Source organism: Xanthomonas hyacinthi (assembly GCF_009769165.1).
GTDB lineage: Bacteria > Pseudomonadota > Gammaproteobacteria > Xanthomonadales > Xanthomonadaceae > Xanthomonas_A > Xanthomonas_A hyacinthi.
Genome location: NZ_CP043476.1, coordinates 3,834,905 through 3,853,954, shown reverse-complemented (window position 1 = coordinate 3,853,954; position 19,050 = coordinate 3,834,905). Strand labels below are relative to the sequence as shown.

Below are 19,050 nucleotides of genomic sequence, written 5' to 3'. Positions count from 1 at the left end.
CCCTCCTACAGGAAGCGCCCAAGGCCGGCGCGCTCGGGACGGCCTGCGCGCCGCCGGGCACCCTGGCCTGCCAGCTACGCCTCGCTGCGCGGCGCGCCCTCGTTGGCCAGCAGCTGGCGGAATTCGCAGGCGCTGAGCGGGTGGCTGAGCCAGAAGCCCTGCCCCAGTTCGCAGCCGCGCTCGCGCAGCAGTTCGAACTGCACTTCCTGTTCGATGCCCTCGGCGACCACGGTGATGCCCAGCGAATGCGCCATCGCGATGATCGCGGTGGTCAGCGCCAGGTCGTCGGGATCGCGCTGCAGGTCGGCGACGAAGCTCTTGTCGATCTTGACCCCGTCCACCGGCACCTGGCGCAGGTGGCTCAGCCCGGAGAAGCCGGTGCCGAAGTCGTCCAGCCAGACCTTGACCCCGGTGCGGTGCAGCCGCGCCAGCATGCTCGCGGCCTGCAGCTCGTCGCCGATCACCGCAGTCTCGGTCAGTTCCAGGTGCAGCTGCGCCGCCGGCAGCCCGGATTCGCGCAGGCAGTCGGCGACGATTTCCGGCAGGTCGCCGCTGCGCAGCTGCCGCGGCGACACGTTGACCGACACGAACAGGTCGCGGCTGCCGTCGAAGCGCTGCCACTGCGTGGCCTCGTGGCAGGCCGCGCGCAGCACCCTGGGGCCGATGCCCTCGATCAGCCCGCTCTGCTCGGCCACGTCGATGAATACCGTCGGCGAGATCGTGCCCAGCGCCGGGTGCTGCCAGCGCAGCAGCACCTCCACCCCGACCATGCGCCGGTCCAGGGTGCGGAAGATCGGCTGGTACACCAGCTTCAGTTCGCCGCGCTCCCAGGCCCCGCGCAACTCATGCTCCATGTGCACGCGCCGCTCCACCGCGTAGTCCAGCGCGCGGCTGTAGAAACGGTGGCAGTTCTTGCCGGCCAGCTTGGCCTGGTACATCGCGATGTCGCCGTTCTTCAGCAGCGCCGAGGCGTCTTCGGCATCGCCGGGATACACGGTGATGCCGATCGAGGTGCCCATGAACACCTCGCGGTCCTGGATCCGCAGCGGCTCGCGCAGTTCCTGCACCAGGCGCTCGGCCAGGCCAGTGGCGACCTGCAGCGCGTGCTCGTCCTCGACCAGGATCACGAATTCGTCGCCGCCGAAGCGCGCCAGCAGCGCGTCGTGCCCGCCCAGCTGATCCACTGCCAGCTGGATGCGCCGCGCGAACTGCAGCAGCGCCTCGTCGCCGGCCTCGTGGCCGAGGGTGTCGTTGATCCGCTTGAAGTCGTCGATGTCGGCGAACAGCAGCGCCAGGCGCCGCTGCGAGGCGCGTGCGGACAGCATGCGGTGGTCCAGCGCTTCGCGGAACGCGAGCCGGTTGGTCAGCCCGGTCAAGGCATCGGTATAGGCCATGTGGCGCACGTCGCGGTCGTGGCGCGCGATCGCCTCGCTCATGCGCCCGAACGCGCGCAGCAGCTCGCTGACCTCGTCGTGGCGGCCGCTGTCGCGGCGCTCCACCACGTAGTCGCCGGCCTCGATCTGGCGCGCGGCCGCGGCCAGCCAGCGCACCGGCGCCACCAGCGTGCGCTGCACGTAGATCGCCACCATCACCGCGGTCAGCCCCAGCGCGGCCAGCAGCAGCGCCAACCAGCCCAGGTGGCGCTTGCCCAGCGCGTCCAGGCGTTCGTCCAGGTTCTCGCCGGCCTTGCGCTCGTAGACCAGCGCCCGCGTCCAGGACATGCCCACGCGCACCCCGCCCACGCGCTGGTCGCCGATCATGATCGGCATCGACACGTCCAGGATCTCGTCGGACTCCTGCGCCAGCAGGCCGTTGGCCTTGATCGCCGCATCGGCCATCGGGCCGCGCATGCGCTGGCCGTAGCCGGGCAACTCGTCGCTGCCGTCGTGGATCAGGCGCCCGTCGGCGTCGTACACCAGCACGTAGGCCACCGCCACGTAGCCCAGCGCCGCGCGCACCTGGCTGCCGATCGCGTCCAGGTCCGAGTAGTACACCGGATTGGCCAGCGAATCGGACAGCTGCCGTGCCAGGGTTTCGCCGCGGGTGCGCATGCTGCGGTCGAACAGGCCATGGATCACGTTGCCGCTGAGCGTGCGCACCTCGTTCTGCATCGCCGCCTGGCGCTCCAGCAGCAGCGCCAGGATCGCCATGATCAGCAACGCGGCAACGCCCATCGCCAGCAGGAACCTGGCCTGCAATCCGAAGCGCAGCGTCTTCATTCCACTTCCAGCTTGACCCGCGCCACCCCGGCACGCAGCTGGTCCAGCCGCTTCTGCGAGGCCGGGTCCACCGGATAGAAGCCGGAGGTGCCGAAGAACCTGCGCAGCGCTGCGCGGCCCTGCGGGTCGCCGGCGGCCTCCAGCAACACCTCGCGCAGGCGCGCCTGCACCGGCGGCGCCAGGTCGCTGCGCACCATCTCCACCGCGCGCGGGAACGGCTCGGCGCGGTAGATCACCCGGAAATCGCGGCGGAACGCCGGCGGCACGCGGCGGTCGTCGTCCCAGTCCAGATTGCTCAACGCGCCGCAGTCCACCAGGCGCTTGTGCACGAAGGAGGCGATGTTGAGTTCCGAGCGCGCGAACACGTAGCCGACCGTGTTCGCCGACGCCTGGTCCTTCGGCGAGAGCAGGATCTCCGGGTGCAGGTCGTGCTCGAACAAGGCCATCATCGGCACCAGATAGGCGCTGGTGGACAAGGTGCTCTGCAGCGCCAGGGTGCGGCCCTGCAGGTCGCGCAGGGTGTGCAGCGGCCCGTCGCGGCGCACGAAGAACACGCTGTGGTACTCGCGCACCCCGCCACGCTCGGTCAGCAGCAGCGGCCGCACCCCGCCGCGCTGCTGCAGCGCCATCGCGGTGGCCGCGGTCTCGGTGACCCAGTCGACGCGGCCGCGGCGCAGGTAGCTGCTCATCTGCTGGCTGTCGCGGGCCATCAGGATCTGCCCGGAGGTGATGCCGACGCTGCGCATGCGCGGCACCACGTAGTCCAGCAACGGTTTCAGTTGCTCGTAGTGGGCCTTGGGATTGTCGCTGATGCGGCCCAGCACCAGCACCGACGGACGCGCGTGCACAGCCGCAGGCCAGCAGATCGCCAGCGCCAGCCACACCATGACGACACGCCACCACGAACGTTGCAAACCGCATTCCCCACGTAGAAGCCATCAAGCCTAGCCGAAAGCGTCAACCGGCGACAGCCGGTGAAGCCGGGACTGGGGACTGGGGACTCGGAGCGATCCCGGCGCGGCAAGGCAAGGGAACGTCCTGTGCGCCACGACACGCGACCAGTCGCCAATGACCAGAAATCCCCGGCGCTTTGCCGAGTCCCGAGTCCCGAGCCCCGAAACTAACTACGCGCCTGCCCGGCCAGCCGCGCCATGCGCTGCGCATCGGACAGGATGCCGCGCAGCAGCCGCACTTCCTGCTCGGACAGCGCGTTGCGCAGGAACAACCGGCGCAGCTTGCGCATCGCCGAATCCGGCGCGCGGCCCTTGTGGAAGTCGATGTCGTCCAGGGTGTCGGCCAACTGCCCGAACAGCCCTTCCAGCTGCGCATGGCTGGCCACCGCCTCGCGGAAACCGGGTTCCGGCACGGCCGGCGCCGCGCCCTCGCCGCGCAGCTGCGCCAGGCGCAGTTCGTAGGCCAGTACCTGCACCGCCGCGGCCAGGTTGAGCGAACTGAACGCAGGATCGGAGGGAATATGCACCGCCGCGTGGCACAGCTGCAGCTCTTCGTTGGTCAAGCCGGTGCGCTCGCGGCCGAACACCAGCGCCACCTCGGCCTGCTCGGCGGCGGCGGTCGCCAGGCGCTGCGCGCCGTCCGCCGGCAGCAGTTCTTCCAGCGACACCCGCCGGCTGCGCGCGGTGCAGCCGAGCACCAGCTGGCAGTCGGCCACCGCCTCGGCCAGGCTGGCCAGCACCGGCGCCTGCCGCAGCACGTCCTCGGCGCCGGCCGAGCGCCGGTAGGCGTCCTCGTCGAGCGCGCGTTCCGGCGCCACCAGCACCAGCCGCGCCTGGCCCATGGTCTTCATCGCCCGCGCCGCCGCACCGATGTTGCCGGGGTGCTGGGTACCGACCAGGACGAAGCGGATGCGGGCAGAAACGGTCATGGCAGTGAAGATGCGGAGCGAACGGGGCGTAGATGGTAAACTGCGCGGCCGGCCTTCGCGCCGGACTGTTCTTTTCCTCCGCCAGATCCTTCTCCGCCCTCTCGGGAGCCGTTGCCATGCAAAAACCCGCCGTCACCGTCATGGTCAAGGCCGCCCGCCTCGCCGGCAATGTGCTGCTGCGCCATATCAACCGGCTGGAAGCGCTGAACGTGGTGCAGAAGGACCGCATGGACTACGCCAGCGAAGTCGATGCCGACGCGGAGAAGGTGATCGTCAAGGAACTGCGCCGCGCCTATCCCGACTACGGGGTGATGGGCGAGGAAGGCGGCGTGCAGGGCGGCGGCCGCTACATGTGGGTGATCGACCCGCTCGACGGCACCAGCAACTACCTGCGCGGCTTCCCGCACTACTGCGTGTCGATCGCCCTGGTCGAGAACGGCGAGCCGATCGACGCGGTGATCTTCGATCCGCTGCGCAACGAGCTGTTCACCGCCAGCCGCGGCAACGGCGCGGTGCTCAACGACCGCCGCATCCGCGTCAGCGAGCGCAAGGACCTGAACGGCGCGATGGTCAACACCGGCTTCGCCCCGCGCGAGCGCAAGCGCACCAGCGCCCAGCTCAAGTGCGTGGACGCGCTGATGGTGCAGGCCGAGGACATCCGCCGCACCGGCTCGGCCGCGCTGGACCTGGCCTACGTGGCCTGCGCCCGCACCGACGCCTACTTCGAGGCCGGGGTGAAGGCCTGGGACATCGCCGCCGGCGTGCTGCTGGTGCGCGAGGCCGGCGGCCGCATCACCGACTTCAAGGGCGCCACCCCGGGCCGCATCGACGACCGCGGCACCCCGCAGTACCAGATCGTGGCCGGCAACATCAAGGTCAGCGACGTGCTGCAGAAGCTGATCGTCAACACCGGCTATGCGGCGGAGTTCGACGCGAAGTTTTGAGGGTGAAGCCGGGACCGGGGACTCGGGACCCGGAGAACGGCAAAAGCCGGCACCAGGCGCCAGGAATTCGCCATTGCGCGCGGCCCAGCCGCTACCGAGTCCCGAGTCCCAGCCCCCCAGCTACAATGTCCGGCCATCTAGTCTGCGACCCGCCGGCCTTGAAGAAGTCCGATTTCCGCTATGAGCTGCCCGAAGAACTGATCGCGCAGGCGCCGCTGGCCGAACGTTCCGCCAGCCGCCTGCTGCTGGTGCCGCCGGCGCCGGCGCCGTTCGCCGACCGCCAGGTGCGCGATCTGCCGCAGTTGCTGCAGCCGGGCGATCTGCTGGTATTCAACGATACCCGGGTGATTCCGGCGCGCCTGTTCGGGCACAAGAGCAGCGGTGGTCGGGTCGAGATCCTGATCGAACGTCTGCTCGGCGGCCAGCGCGCACGCGCACAGCTGGGCGTGAGCAAGTCGCCCAGGGCCGGTGTGCGCATCGCCCTGGATGCCGGCGGCGAGGCCGAGGTGCTGGGCCGCGATGGCGAGTTCTACCATTTGCAGTTCCACGTCGCCGACACCCTGGAGGCGTGGCTGCAGCAGGCCGGGCGATTGCCGTTGCCGCCGTACATCCGCCGCGAGCCCGGGCTGGACGATCGCGAGCGCTACCAGACCGTGTTCGCGCGGCAGGCCGGTGCGGTGGCGGCGCCGACCGCCGGGCTGCACTTCGATGCGCCGTTGCTGGAGGCACTGCAGGCGCGCGGCGTGAGCGTTGGCCACGTCACCTTGCACGTGGGCGCAGGGACCTTCCAGCCGGTGCGGGTGGAGGCGCTCGCGCAGCACGTGATGCACCGCGAATGGCTCAACGTCGGCGCCAGCCTGGTCGAGCAGGTACGGCGCACGCGCGCCGCCGGCGGCCGCGTGATCGCGGTCGGGACCACCGTGGTGCGCGCGCTGGAGAGCGCGTCGAAGGACGGCGCACTGCATCCGTTCGCCGGCGAGACGCAGATCTTCATCCTGCCCGGCTACCGCATCCGCAGCGTCGATGCGATGGTCACCAATTTCCATCTGCCGGAGAGCACGCTGCTGATGATGGTGTCGGCCTTCGCCGGCCGCGAACGCATGTTCGCCGCGTATCGGCATGCGATCGCGCAGCGCTACCGCTTCTTCAGCTACGGCGATGCGATGTTGCTGTGGGGCGGGGAAACGGGAATGGGGAATGGGGAATCGTAAAAGCCAGAAGCCGTTGCTCCGTCCGTTGCCGTTTCCACTCCCGATTCCCGATTCTCCATTCCCGGCCTCTCAATGTCCCGATTGCAGTTCCAGCTCGACACCAGCGACGGCGCCGCGCGCCGCGGCCGCCTGACCTTTCCGCGCGGGACGGTGGAAACCCCTGCGTTCATGCCGGTCGGCACCTACGGCTCGGTCAAGGGCGTGCTGCCCGAGCAGATCCGCGCGCTGGGCGCGCAGATCATCCTCGGCAACACCTTCCACCTGTACCTGCGGCCGGGCCTGGACGTGATCGGCGACCACGGCGGGCTGCACGGCTTCGCCCGCTGGGATGGACCGATCCTGACCGACTCGGGCGGTTTCCAGGTGTTCTCGCTGGCGCACCGGCGCAAGATCAGCGAGCAGGGCGTGACCTTCGCCTCGCCGACCGACGGCGCCAAGGTGTTCCTGGGTCCGGAGGAGAGCATGCGCATCCAGAAGGTGCTGGACTCGGACATCGTGATGATCTTCGACGAGTGCACGCCGTACCCGGCCACCGAAGACGTCGCGCGCCGCTCGATGGAACTGAGCCTGCGCTGGGCGCAGCGCTCGCGCGATGCGCACGAGGCCTTAAGCAACGACGCGGCGCTGTTCGGCATCGTCCAGGGCGGCGTGCATGCGGACCTGCGCACGCGCTCGATCGAGGGCCTGCAGGCGATCGGCTTCGACGGCTACGCGATCGGCGGGCTGGCGGTGGGCGAGCCGGAGCACGAGCGCAACGCGATGCTCGAGCACCTGCATCCGCGCCTGCCGGCCGACCGCCCGCGCTACCTGATGGGGGTCGGGCGGCCGGAGGACCTGGTCGAGGGCGTGGCCCGCGGCGTGGACATGTTCGACTGCGTGATGCCGACCCGCAACGCGCGCAACGGCCACTATTTCACCGCGTTCGGCACCGTGCGCATCCGCAACGCCCGCTACGAGCGCGACCTGGCCCCGATCGAGCCCGGCTGCGGCTGCCATGCCTGCAGCGGCGGCTATACCCGCTCCTACCTGCGCCATCTGGACCGCTGCAACGAGATGCTGGCGCCGATGCTGGGCACCCTGCACAACCTCTGGTACTACCAGAAACTGATGGCCGACATGCGCGCGGCGATCGCCGCGGGAACCTTTGCCCGGTTCCGGCGGTCCTTCTATGCGGCGCGCGGGGCGGAAGCGACCGCGTTCCCATCGGAGCAGGGATAAAGCCCCTCTCCCGTCGGGAGAGGGGTTGGGGTGAGGGTACGGCCGAAGCCTGGTGTCGTTTCGACCGCAGGAGGCTGCGCCCCGTACCCTCATCCGCCGCTGCGCGGCACCTTCTCCCAGGGGGAGAAGGGGGGCGCCGAGGTCGTTCCGGGGGTAAGGAGAGATCGTGGCATAATCGGCGGCTGCTTGCCGCCCCCGGCGACAAACCAGCGGTCCGCGCCCTCACCGGCGACGGGCTGCCCAAACCATAGGACACACCGATGAACCCGCTCGATTTCCTGATTCCCGTGGCCCAGGCGCAGACCGCCAGCGCCGCTTCTGCCGCCGGTGGCGGCATGCAGATGTTCCTGCTGCCGATCATCCTGATCGCGGTGATGTACTTCGTGATGATCCGCCCGCAGATGAAGCGGCAGAAGGAGCACAAGTCGATGCTGGACAAGCTCGGCCGCGGCGACGAGGTCATCACCTCCGGCGGCGTGGCCGGCGTGGTCACCGACATCGGCGACAACTTCATCACCGTGGAAATCGCCGACAACGTGCGCATCCGCGTGCAGAAGGGCGCCATCGGCAATGTGCTGCCCAAGGGCACGCTGAAGTCCGCCTGATCCATTTTCTTACTGCTAGGCGCGGCGCCGGCGTGGCGTCGCGCGGGGTCCTGCAATGCTCGAGTTTCCGCGCTGGAAGTATTTCCTCATCCTGATCGTGCTGGCGTTCAGTGCGTTGTACGCGCTGCCCAACGTCTACCAGAAGGACCCTTCGGTACAGATCACCGCCAGCCGCAGCGGCCAGCTCGACGCGGCCCTGCGCGAGCGGGTCAGCGCCGAGCTGAAGGCGGCCGGGATCACCCCCAAGTCGGTGGCCAAGGAGGGCGATAGCCTGATGGTGCGCCTGCCGAGCCTGCAGGCGCAGACCCGTGCCAACGACATCCTGCGCCAGCAGGTGGGCGAGAACTACACGGTGGCGCTGAACCTGGCCTCGACCGTGCCGAGCTGGCTGTCGGCGATCGGCGGCAAGCCGATGGTGCTGGGCCTGGATCTGGTCGGCGGCGTGCACTTCGCGCTGCAGGTGGACCAGAAGGCGGCGCTGGACAAGCGCCTGGACGCCTTCGCCGAGGACATCCGCACCACGCTGCGCGACAACCGCATTGCCTATCGCTCGGTCGAGCGCCGTGCCGACAACAGCATCCAGGTCGGCCTGGGCGAGGGCGCCGACGCCGACGCCGCGCGTGCCGCGCTGGCCAAGGCGCAGCCGACGCTGAGCTATGCCGTGTCCGCGCGCACCATCGCGGTCAGCGTGCCCGACGCCGAACTCAAGCAGATCGCCGCCGGCGCGATCGAGCAGAACCTGACCACGCTGCGCAACCGCGTCAACCAGCTCGGCGTGGCCGAGCCGATCATCCAGCGCCAGGGCGAGGACCGCATCGTGGTCGAGCTGCCGGGCGTGCAGGACACCGCCGCGGCCAAGCGCATGATCGGCGCCACCGCCACCCTGGAGTTCCGCGGCGTGGTCGAGGGCAATGCCGAGGACGCGGTGCGCACCGGCAACATCCCGCCGGAGGCCAAGGTGTACCGCCTGCGCGACAGCGGCGCCCCGGTACTGCTGAACAAGCGCGTGCTGGTGTCCGGCGACCAGATGGTCGGTGCCGTGGTCAGCAACGACCAGAACGGCCTGCCGGCGGTGGCGGTCACCCTCAACAACGTCGCCGGCCAGCGCATGTTCGACTACACCAGCGCCAACACCGGCAAGCTGATGTCGGTGGTCTACATCGAGCGCATCCCGACCGTGAGCATGGTCGACGGCAAGGAAGTGCGCAGCGTGCGGGTCAAGGAAGAGGCGCTGGCGCCGACCCGCATCGCCGGCGTGTTCGGCAAGAACTTCCAGACCACCGGCCTGGAGAAGGTCGAGGCCGAGAACCTGGCCAAGCTGCTGCGCGCCGGTTCGCTGGCCGCGCCGATGGACTTCGTCGAGGAATACGTGATCGGCCCGAGCCTGGGTGCGGAGAACGTCGAGCGCGGCGTCACCGCAGTGGTCTACGCGTTCCTGTTCACCCTGGTGTTCTTCGGCGTGTACTACCGCATGTTCGGCGCGATCACCTCGGTGGCGCTGCTGATGAACCTGCTGATCGTGGTCTCGGTGATGTCGCTGTTCGGCGCCACCATGACCTTGCCCGGCTTCGCCGGCCTGGCCCTGTCGGTCGGCCTGTCGGTGGACGCCAACGTGCTGATCAACGAGCGTATCCGCGAGGAACTGCGGCAGGGCATGCCGCCGAAGTCGGCGATCGTCGCCGGCTACGAGAAGGCAGGCGGCACCATCCTCGACGCCAACCTCACCGGCCTGATCGTCGGCGTGGCCCTGTACGCGTTCGGGACCGGCCCGCTGAAGGGCTTCGCGCTGACCATGATCATCGGCATCTTCGCCTCGATGTTCACCGCGATCACCGTGTCGCGCGCGCTGGCCACGCTGATCTACAGCCGCCGCAAGAAGCTCAAGTCCGTCGCGATCTGATGCGAGTCCCTCGCAAGAGCCCGCACATCCGTGTGCGGGGGATCAAAAATGCGAGTCCCTCGCCAAAGCCCGCACCTCCATGTGCGGGGTCCAAATTATGAAGAGCAGGTCTCCATGAAAATCTTCCCGCTCCATCTGATTCCGAACGACACCAAGATCGACTTCATGCGCTGGCGGCGTCCGACCCTGATGCTGATGCTGGTGCTGGCGCTGGCCTCGCTCGGGGTGATCTTCGCCAAGGGCTTCAACTACGCGCTGGAGTTCACCGGCGGCGCGCTGGTGCAGACCAGCTTCCAGAAGCCGGTGGACATCGACCATGTGCGCGAGCAGCTGGCCACGGCCGGCTTCGAGAACGCGCAGGTGCAGAACGTCGGCAGCGGCAACGAGATCGTGATCCGCCTGCAGCCGCAGGGCGAGCACAACAACGAGGATCTGACCAAGAACCTCGCCGAGCAGGTGCGCAAGGCGGTGACCACGGCGGAAAATCCGGCGACGGTGCAGCCGGGCGAGTTCGTCGGCCCGCAGGTCGGCAAGGACCTGGCGCTGAACGGCGTCTACGCGACGCTGTTCATGCTGGTCGGTTTCCTGATCTACATCGCGTTCCGCTTCGAGTGGAAGTTCGCGGTGGTGGCCAGCCTGACCGCGCTGTTCGACCTGCTGGTGACGGTGGCCTACATCTCGCTCACCGGCCGCGAGTTCGACCTGACCGTGCTGGCCGGCATGCTGTCGGTGATGGGCTTTGCGATCAACGACATCATCGTGGTGTTCGACCGCGTGCGCGAGAACTTCCGCAGCCTGCGCGTGGAGCCGCTGGAAGTGCTGAACCGCTCGATCAACCAGACCCTGTCGCGCACCGTGATCACCGCGGTGATGTTCTTCCTGTCGGCGCTGGCACTGTACCTGTACGGCGGCACCTCGATGGAAGGCCTGGCCCTGACCCACATGGTCGGCGCGGTGATCGTGGTGGTGTCCTCGGTGATCGTGGCGGTGCCGCTGCTGTCGATCGGCCCGTTCCAGGTCACCAAGCAGGACCTGCTGCCCAAGTCCAAGGACGTCGAGGCGTTGGCGCGCAGGCCCTGAGGGGCGGGACTCGGGACTCGGATAGAAAACCGCTTTTTCTACAAAAAGGCGCTTTTCCCATCAAATCGCTTGACCGCGATTTACCCCGGGACCGCATCCCGCCGGCTCCAGTCCCGGCCGCACTCACGTCGCCCCCAGCATCCGCATCAGACTGGGCAGGCCACGGCCCTGCATGTAGGGATCGCGCTGCAGGTCCAGGCACTGCTCCAGCAGCAGCTGCTTGACCCGGTCCGGGAAGCCGATGAACTCGCGGCGCACCGACAGGAACGCGGCGATCAGCCCGGACACGTGCGCCGCCGCCATGCTGGTGCCGCTCATCTCCACCATCCAGGTGCTTGGGTCGTCCACGTCGTAGCGGTGGTGGGCGGAGACGATCTTCTCGCCCGGCGCCACCAGGTCCGGCTTGTGCCGGCCGTCGGCGGTCGGCCCGCGCGAGGAGAAGTACGACACGCCGTAGCTGTGCGGACTGCTCTTGTGCACCGACCCCACCGCCAGCGCTTCCTCCAGGTTGGCCGGATCGCCGATGCTCAGGTCCAGGTTCAACGGATAGGCCTGCCCATCGTTCTGCACCAGCCAGGCCAGGCCCTCGTTGCCGGCCGCGATCACCACCACCACGCCCTGCCGCCATAGCCGGCGCAGTTCGTTACACAGCGGGGTGAAGCCGCAGCCGTAGCTCTCCGCATCGAAGTAGCCGCCCAGGCTCAGATTGACCCCGTGGACGACCAGCTCGCCGGCGCGCTCGTTGATCTCGGCGGCCTGCTGCACGCCCTTGATGATCCACGAATCGCGGCCATTGCCATCGTCGTCCAGCACCTTCAGCCCGTACAGCCGTGCCTGCGGCGCCATGCCGGCAAAGCGCAGCGGCGTGGCCGGCGCCACGCCGGGCAGCGGCGCATCGCACTGCCCGGCGATGATCCCGGCCACGTGGGTACCGTGGCCGTTGCCGTCCAGCGCGGCGAAGCCGGCGCCGGCGCCGCGGCGCAGTTCGCGCGCGCGGCCGCGCTGGGTGCAATCCCATTGCGCCAGCACCGTCTCGGCCAGGCCCGGCTGCTGGAAATGCGGGTGCGCCGCGGCGATGCCGCTGTCCAGCACCGCCCAGCCGATGCCGCTGCCGAGCGCGCGGTACGCCACCTGCGCCGCGTCGGCCTGCACGGTGCTGCGCGACTGGTAGATCAGGGCACGCTTGCCGGCGTCGCGCCACAGCCGTTTCAGGCTCAGGCCGCGATAGCGATCGCGCAGGCTTTCGATCTCGAAACGGGTCAGGCGCGCCGACACGTAGCGCTGCAGCGTGTCTTCCAGTTCGATCGCCGCGTCCAGCACGTCGCCCTTCAATCCAGTGGAAGCCTGGGTCAGCTCGCGCAGCGCCGCGACCAGATCGCACTTCACTTGCGCCGGCTCGCGCTCGCCCGGCAGGCGCTGCAGCTCGATCAGCACTTCATGGCGATAGTTGGGCGCGTGCGCCTCCAACTGGTCGGACAGGTCCTTGATCAGCACCGGATGCGCGATCGGCTGGTCGAAGCCGACCCCCACCGCGCGCCGCACCTCGGCGCGGACCTCGGGGATGGACAGGTAGCCGGAGCCGGAATGCGGATTGCGCTGCCAATCCGGATTGATCCGCGACCCGGCGATGTTGTGGAAGCGCCCCTGCGCGTCGGCGATGTCATCGCTCAGATCGTCGTCCAGCGCCACCGGATCGCGGCGCTCGGCGACGTTGACCCAGCGCTTCACGCAGGCCGGGAACGGCAGCTTCGGCGTGCCGGTCCACTGCTTGAACATGCTGCGCACCACCGGCAGGCCCAGTGGCGCGCCCAGGGTCAGCAACAGCGACACGGCGCAGCCTTCGGCCTCGAATTCGCGCAGCACGTCGTAGGCGATCAGCGCGCCCTGGCTGTGCGCCACAACCACGAACGGACCGCCGCCGGCACGCATGCGCTGGCGCAGGCTCTCGCGCAACTGCTCGCGCCGCGCCGGCACGAAGAAGAAATCGTGCACGTCCTGCAGCAGCGCGGCGGAGATCAGCTTCAGCAGCACCCGGTTGAGCGCGTCGATCGGACCTTGCGCATGCATGCCGGCGGCCTCCGGCGCGGCCGCCTGCACTTCGTCCAGCAACCGCTGCAGGTACGCGCGCTCCGCGTCGCTGCCGGCCAGCGTATCGGCCAACTGGCCCAGGTCGGCCAGTTGCGGCACCACGCCCAGCGCGCCGAGCACGCGCTGCTCGGCCTGGTTCGGCGCCGGGCCACGGTCCTGATCCTGGCAGCTGCCCGGTTCCGGCGACGGATAGCGTTCGCGGCTGACCCAATACGCCATGCGCGTGCGCTCGCCCATCTCGCGACCGAACAGGGCGCGATCCCACTGGCAGCGCAGCACCTCGGCCGGCGGCTTGTTGCCGATGCCATGGACATAGACGACCGTGCGCGCCTGCCCTTGCGCCAACGACCCCTCGCCGGTGGCCTTGGGCCGGGCCGTGCGCGCGGGCGCCGGACCGCTTGCCGCAGCGGCGGCGCGCGTTTTGCCTTTGCGCGGAGCGGACGGCGTGCGCCTGGCGGCGGCTTCCGGCCTGGCCGTACCGGGCTTGGCCGTACTGGGCTTGGTCGTCTTGGACTCGCCTGCCCTGGACGTGTTGCTCGCCGCGGTCTTCGCCGCAGTGCGCCGCACCGGCCCGCTCGGCCGAGCGACGGCCTTTTCCGCGGTCTGCGCCTGGTCAGGCTTCGCGACAGCCTGCTTCGGCCTGGCTTTCTTCGCTGCGGGGTTTTGCTGCGCGGGCGGCGCCTGGCCGGCCTGCGCGGCCGCTTTGGCTGGTTTCGCCGTGGCCGCCGATACCGTGGCCGCTCGCTTCCGCGCCCGCCCGCCGTCGCGCGCACGCTGTTGCCTGGTTGCCATCGCGGTGCTCCCGTGCCTGGGGGAAATCCTTCGGCCTGCCCGGTGCCGGCAAGCCGAGTGAAGCCAGCTTAAGCCGCCTGTGGCGCAAGACTTGTGACTGCGCTCCCCGAGCCCTACACTGTGCGCGTCAGCGTTTTACGTTTTCCCCGGGGGTGCACTGGTTTCGACGGGGGTTGCAAAATCGCTTGGCGCATGCCGAGGGGGCCGCTTTCCTCGTAAATCCAGCAGCAAACTTATAGTTGCCAACGACGACAACTACGCACTGGCCGCTTAAGGCCTAGCCCCGAAATCGCTTGTGTCCGTGCTCGCGACGTAGGGTCATTATCACGGAATCGCCGGTGGTGGCTGCCTGTCAGCCATTGGCTAAATGAAGCAGGCTGGTCCCGGGATGCGCTTCGCACATCGTGCTGTTCCGGGATGAGATCCAACGATGAGCTAAGCATGTAGTGCCGGGGATGGAGTGCCTTCGGACGGCGGTTCGATTCCGCCCACCTCCACCATCTGAACGTTCGCAGCGGTGCGCGGACGTACACCAAGGGTCGGATTCTTCTGGACATCCAGTCTTCTGGACATCCAGGAAGATCCGGCCCTTTTTGTTTGCCCGCCCCTGCAGGCACGCCATCGGGGCCGGATCGGCCGCGAGCGCGCCAGGCGGCGAAGAGCGGATGAAAAAATTTCATGGCAGCGCCGCCGCAAGCCAAGGGCTGCGGCGGCGCATGCGGAAGAAAAGATGGTCCAGCCGCGGATGCCTGCACCCTTGAAGCAGCCCTGAGATTTACCTACGGCCGCACAGCTGGTGGCGCAAGGATGGGGGAGCCACTGTTAGGAACATGTCTTCGCGGCGTGTCCGAACGACGACGCGCCCCGCCCCGGCCCCCACTTTTCCGGCGTATCGCCAGGGCGACCCGAAGGCCGCCGCGCCGCCCTGGCCACTACTGGCGACATGCCCATCACGCATGACATGTACGCTGCTGCCATCGATTGCCGACCACGGCGTGCCATGCAACCGACCCGCGAACAACTGCGCATCCTGCAGGACATCCACGACACCAAGCCCGTCGGCGAGGAAGAGGCGAACTGGGCAGTCCGCGCGAACTACGCCGCACAGGGCGAGGACGGCGACATCGCACTCACCAGGCAGGGCCTGCAGCTGGTCGACGCCCAAGCCCCGTAGGCGCCAAGGCCGCCTGTCCCTCGACCCGCGCCCGGCGCTGGACGGCCCACGCCCGAGCGATGACGTCGCCGGGGGCGCACAAGAGCAGCGCGATCTGCCTGGGGATCGACACGCCCTGGCCCACATGCCGATGCCATAGAGCGTGTTGCGCTCGGCCGCAGCGTCTCGCGTACGCCCTGCCCAATCGGGAAACAGCCGGTAGCGGCCAGCTGCGACGCCTCCGCCCCTGAATCCTGACCTGCTGCGCGCGTCCCGCCGGCACGCGGCGCAGCGGATGGCGCGGGCCAGCGCCGTCGGGTCGGCCGCCCGCCCGACAGGCGTCGGCGGCAACCGACAATCGCGCCGCAGATCATGCAAGCGGCACAGAATTTGCTTGTCCATTGCGACCCTACCGCAGCGCGACGTCCGCATGTACGCCGTTCCTCCCCAGCTTGCCGTTGCCAGGCCGATCGCGTGCGCCGCGCTGAGCGCGATACGACCATGAGCGATTCGATGCGCCGGCATTTCCGGCTCGGCATCATCAAGATCCTCGGGCCGACCACCGCCGCGGTGCTGCTGCTGTTCGGGACCTATCGGTGGCTCCAAGGCCATGCATGGAGCGCCGTCGCCGGCGCGGCACTGGCCGGCCTGGCGGCGCTGGCCACGTCGCTGGCGCTGCGCCGCGGCGACGGCCGCATGGACCCGCTGCTGCCCCTGAGCTGGCTGCTGGGCGGCGCGTTGGCCGGCCAGGCCCTGCACCAGGCGGCGGTGCCGTGGCTGTACCTGATGATGATGAGCAGCTTCTTCGTGGTCGCGCGCAGCGTCGGGCTGGCCTGCAACGCCACCTTGATCGTGATCATGCTGGTCACCCCGGGCACCTTGCGCGGTGCCGAGCACACCTTCTCGCTGATCGCCGTGTCGCTGCTGATCACCGGCCTGGGCTATGTGCTGGCGCTGCGCCTGGAAGGCGATCGCGTACAGTTGGAACAGTTGGCTTCGCACGATGCGCTGACCGGGCTGCCGAACCGGCGCATGCTGGAGCGCAGCCTGTCGCAGCGCGTGGCCGATCCGCGCCGCAAGACGCGCCGGCACGCGCTGATCGTGCTCGACATCGATCACTTCAAGGAGGTCAACGACCTCTACGGGCACGCGGCCGGCGACCGCACGCTGGCCGAGCTGGCCGCGTTGCTGCGCTTCCAGGTGCGCGCGCCGGACGAGGTGTTCCGCTTCGGCGGCGAGGAATTCGTGGTGGTGACGTGGCTGCAATCGCGCAGCGAACTGGCGGCGTTCAGCAAGCGCTTGCACCAGGCCACGCGCGAGGCATTGCGCGGCCCCAACGGCCGCATCACCGTCTCGCTCGGCGCGGCCATGCTGTGCGACGAGCTGCATTGGCAGGATTGGTTCTCGCGCGCCGACGCGGCGCTGTACCAGGCAAAGAACGGCGGCCGCGACACCTACATGATCGCCGACGACCTGGCCCAGGAATGATCGGTCGTGCTGCGCCTGCGCCAGCCCTGCGCCAACGGGCAGCGCCGCCGCCGATGCCCGGTTGACGGCAACAGGATCGGCATCGACCTGTTTGTCGATGTCGCCGCCATCCGCTGTCGCGCAGGCGCCGCGGCATTGCTGCCGCAGCGCCCTCGCCTGCCGCGAGCTGTTCAGTCGCGATGAACGGCCTTGTCGGTGCAGCCCGTCGCGACTGATGGCCCGAGGCCACCCGGAGTCCCCACAGATTGATCCCCAAGGCTGTCAACAGCCGAAAGAAAACACCCAGGCCGTCAGTGCAGGACCGGCGCCGGCGCCGGCGGCGCGGCCAGCGCCATATCCTGCGGCAGCACCGCGTCCTGGCCCCAGCCGCCCAGCGCCTTGTATACCCGCACCACGCCGACGTTCACCGCCGCCTCGGCATCGGCCAGGGCATCGTCGGCGGTCAGTTTGGTGCGCTGGGCATCGAGCAGGGTCAGGAAATCCTCAGAACCGGCGCGGTAGCGGATCTGCGCCAGCGCTTCGGCGCGGCCTGCCGCTTCGGCCTGCTCGGCGACGATGGCCAGCCGCGCCTGCTGTTTGGCGTAGGCGGTCAAGGCGTTCTCGGTGTCCTCCAGCGCGCCGAGCACCGCCTTCTCGTAATCGGCGGCGGCGCCGTCGGCCTGCGCCTCGCTGGCGCGCAGCCGCGCGCGCACGCTGCCGAAGTCGAACGCCGCCCAGCTGATCGACGGGGTCAGCGACCAGGCCTTGCTGCTGCCCTGCAGCAGCGAGCCGGCATCGCCGGACAGGAAGCCGACGAAGCCGCTGAGGCTGATCCGCGGGAACAGATCGGCGGTGGCCACGCCGACCCGCGCCGTTGCCGCCGCCAGCCTGCGCTCGGCGATGCGCACGTCGGGCCGCCGGCGCAGCAGCTGGGTGGTGTCGCCCAGCGGCAGCGCACGCGCATAGGCCGGCGTCGCGCGCGGCGCCAGCAGTGCGTCGAGCGCGCCGGGCGTGCGCCCCAGCAGCACCGCCAGGCGATGCCGGGCCTGCGCTTCGCTGACTTCCAGCAACGGGATGTCGGCCTCGATCGCCTTCAGCCGCGCACGGCTGCTCTGCACGTCCAGTTCGCTGCCGGCGCCCAGTTGCGAGCGGGTCTCGGTCAGGCGCTGGGTGTCGCGCAGATTGTCCAGCGTGGTGCGCGCCACCGCGATGCGCTGCTGCGCGCCGCGCAACTCGAAGTAGTTGCGCGCCACTTCCGCAGCCACGGTCACCTGCGCATCGGCCATGCCGGCCTGCTCGGCTTCCAGGTCGGCGCGCGCCGCCTCGCTGGCGCGGCGCTGGCGTCCGAACAGGTCCAGTTCCCAGCCGGCATCGAAGCCGAGGCTGTAGCTCTCGGTCAGCACGCGCGCGCCGCCGGCGTCGGCATCCGGCGCCTTGCCGCGGCTGTAGTCGCCGTTGGCGGTGACGTGCGGCGCCTGGTCCAGGCGCTGTTCGGCGAACACCGCGCGCGCCTCGTGCACCCGCGACAGGGCGATGCGCAGGTCGAGGTTGGCGACCAGGCTCTGGTGCACCAGTTGCTCCAGCACCGGGTCGTCGAACTGCGTCCACCACGACGCCACCGGCGAGGTCGTCACGAACACGGGGGCCGCCGCGCCCTGCAGCGTCACCGGCGCCGGTTCGGGCGCGCGGTAGTTGGGGCCGACGCTGGCGCAGGCGCTGAGCAGCGCCAGCGCCAGCGCGCCGATCGCCGGACGGATCACCATGGCAGCACCTGGCCCACATGGGTGTAGCTGCCGGTCGGGCCATCGGCGTCGAGCAGCGCCATCATCACGCTGCTGCGCGCGCCGTCGGCCACCTCCAGCTCGCCTTCGCCGGCATTCATGTCGGTCTTCACGTAGCCGGGGTGGATGCTGTTGACCTTGATCGGGGTGTCGCGCAGTTCGTAGGCCAGTTGCACGGTCCACGCATTCACCGCGCTCTTGGACACGTTGTAGGCCGGCACCTTGAAGTCGTAGATCGACGAACCCGGCTGGCTGTGCAGCGCGACCGAGCCGAGCAGGCTGGACACGTTGACGATGCGCGCGGCCGGCGCGGCGCGCAGCAGCGGCAGGAACGCCTGGGTCACCGCGATCAGGCCGAACACGTTGGTGTCGAAGGTGTTGCGCCAGGTCTCCAGGCTCTGCTGCGAGACCGCCAGCTTGAAGTCGTCGACGATGATGCCGGCGTTGTTGACCAGGATGTCGAGCCGGCCGTGGCGCGCCTGCACCGCCGCCACCGCGGCGGCGATGCTGGCGGCGTCGGTGACGTCCAGGGTCAGCGCCTCCACCGGCAGTCCTTCGCCCTGGAGTTGCAGCGCGGCGGCGCTGGCGCGGGTGGAATCGCGTCCGGCCAGCAGCGTGTGCACGCCGGCCTCGGCCAGCTGGCGCACGCTATGCAGGCCGATGCCGCGGGTGGCACCGGTGACGAGGGCGATTTTCTGGGTCGTGGTCAT

16 protein-coding genes and 1 other RNA gene are annotated in these 19,050 nt (G+C 69.4%); 11 read left to right on the top strand and 6 right to left on the bottom strand.

Features of this window, described 5'->3' with window-relative positions:
- Positions 1–74: 74 nt before the first annotated feature.
- From FZ025_RS16905 to FZ025_RS16895, 3 genes are all read right to left on the bottom strand, one after another.
- Positions 75–2,219 (bottom strand): putative bifunctional diguanylate cyclase/phosphodiesterase, encoded by a 2,145-nt coding sequence (locus FZ025_RS16905; protein ID WP_046981321.1) that lies wholly within the window; start codon positions 2,217–2,219, stop codon positions 75–77.
- Entirely contained in the window at positions 2,216–3,106 is an 891-nt protein-coding gene (locus FZ025_RS16900; protein WP_046981322.1) for a phosphate/phosphite/phosphonate ABC transporter substrate-binding protein, read from the bottom strand. Before FZ025_RS16900 ends, FZ025_RS16905 begins: the two co-directional genes overlap by 4 nt.
- A 233-nt stretch (positions 3,107–3,339) precedes the next feature.
- Complete coding sequence (locus FZ025_RS16895) at positions 3,340–4,101, bottom strand: RNA methyltransferase (RefSeq protein WP_046981323.1); 762 nt, start codon at positions 4,099–4,101, stop codon at positions 3,340–3,342.
- A 116-nt stretch (positions 4,102–4,217) separates the two neighbouring features.
- Here FZ025_RS16895 and FZ025_RS16890 point away from each other — a divergent pair, with 116 nt between their 5' ends.
- From FZ025_RS16890 to secF, 6 genes are all read left to right on the top strand, one after another.
- Complete coding sequence (locus tag FZ025_RS16890; RefSeq protein WP_046981324.1) at positions 4,218–5,045, top strand: inositol monophosphatase family protein; 828 nt, start codon at positions 4,218–4,220, stop codon at positions 5,043–5,045.
- Between the two features lie 158 nt (positions 5,046–5,203).
- Positions 5,204–6,256, top strand: coding sequence for a tRNA preQ1(34) S-adenosylmethionine ribosyltransferase-isomerase QueA (gene queA, locus FZ025_RS16885; protein ID WP_046981325.1), 1,053 nt, complete (start codon positions 5,204–5,206; stop codon positions 6,254–6,256).
- A gap of 72 nt (positions 6,257–6,328) precedes the next feature.
- The gene (gene tgt, locus FZ025_RS16880; protein ID WP_104557926.1) at positions 6,329–7,474 is read left to right on the top strand and encodes a tRNA guanosine(34) transglycosylase Tgt; all 1,146 of its coding nucleotides are present in this window, start codon (positions 6,329–6,331) and stop codon (positions 7,472–7,474) included.
- Positions 7,475–7,734: 260 nt separating this feature from the next.
- A complete protein-coding gene (gene yajC / locus FZ025_RS16875; RefSeq protein ID WP_046978628.1) occupies positions 7,735–8,079 on the top strand; it encodes a preprotein translocase subunit YajC in 345 nt (114 codons plus the stop codon).
- Positions 8,080–8,134: 55 nt separating this feature from the next.
- Complete coding sequence (gene secD / locus FZ025_RS16870; RefSeq protein ID WP_046978627.1) at positions 8,135–9,979, top strand: protein translocase subunit SecD; 1,845 nt, start codon at positions 8,135–8,137, stop codon at positions 9,977–9,979.
- 114 nt (positions 9,980–10,093) lie between these two features.
- Positions 10,094–11,059: a protein translocase subunit SecF gene (gene secF / locus FZ025_RS16865; protein ID WP_046978626.1), complete on the top strand. Its 966-nt coding sequence runs from the start codon at positions 10,094–10,096 to the stop codon at positions 11,057–11,059.
- Positions 11,060–11,182: 123 nt separating this feature from the next.
- Here secF and FZ025_RS16860 read toward each other — a convergent pair whose 3' ends face one another.
- Complete coding sequence (locus tag FZ025_RS16860) at positions 11,183–13,423, bottom strand: S8 family serine peptidase (RefSeq protein WP_046978629.1); 2,241 nt, start codon at positions 13,421–13,423, stop codon at positions 11,183–11,185.
- Positions 13,424–13,505: 82 nt separating this feature from the next.
- Here FZ025_RS16860 and FZ025_RS16855 point away from each other — a divergent pair, with 82 nt between their 5' ends.
- The 5 genes from FZ025_RS16855 (at position 13,506) to FZ025_RS16840 (ending at position 16,763) form a co-directional block, all read left to right on the top strand.
- Positions 13,506–14,000, top strand: a complete 495-nt coding sequence (locus FZ025_RS16855) for a hypothetical protein (protein ID WP_208803680.1) — start codon at positions 13,506–13,508, stop codon at positions 13,998–14,000.
- A gap of 87 nt (positions 14,001–14,087) precedes the next feature.
- Positions 14,088–14,439, top strand: a transfer-messenger RNA (tmRNA) gene (gene ssrA, locus FZ025_RS16850).
- 500 nt (positions 14,440–14,939) lie between these two features.
- Positions 14,940–15,113, top strand: coding sequence for a hypothetical protein (locus tag FZ025_RS21895; RefSeq protein ID WP_167523888.1), 174 nt, complete (start codon positions 14,940–14,942; stop codon positions 15,111–15,113).
- Between the two features lie 480 nt (positions 15,114–15,593).
- Positions 15,594–16,580 (top strand): GGDEF domain-containing protein, encoded by a 987-nt coding sequence (locus FZ025_RS16845; protein ID WP_046978624.1) that lies wholly within the window; start codon positions 15,594–15,596, stop codon positions 16,578–16,580.
- 6 nt (positions 16,581–16,586) lie between these two features.
- On the top strand, positions 16,587–16,763 hold the full coding sequence (locus FZ025_RS16840) for a hypothetical protein (protein ID WP_158185586.1): 177 nt from the start codon (positions 16,587–16,589) through the stop codon (positions 16,761–16,763).
- Positions 16,764–16,870: 107 nt separating this feature from the next.
- Here the strand turns inward: FZ025_RS16840 and FZ025_RS16835 are convergent, their stop codons facing one another.
- Both FZ025_RS16835 and FZ025_RS16830 read right to left on the bottom strand, forming a co-directional pair.
- Complete coding sequence (locus FZ025_RS16835) at positions 16,871–18,322, bottom strand: efflux transporter outer membrane subunit (RefSeq protein WP_046978623.1); 1,452 nt, start codon at positions 18,320–18,322, stop codon at positions 16,871–16,873.
- The gene (locus FZ025_RS16830) at positions 18,316–19,050 is read right to left on the bottom strand and encodes an SDR family oxidoreductase (protein ID WP_046978622.1); all 735 of its coding nucleotides are present in this window, start codon (positions 19,048–19,050) and stop codon (positions 18,316–18,318) included. Before FZ025_RS16830 ends, FZ025_RS16835 begins: the two co-directional genes overlap by 7 nt.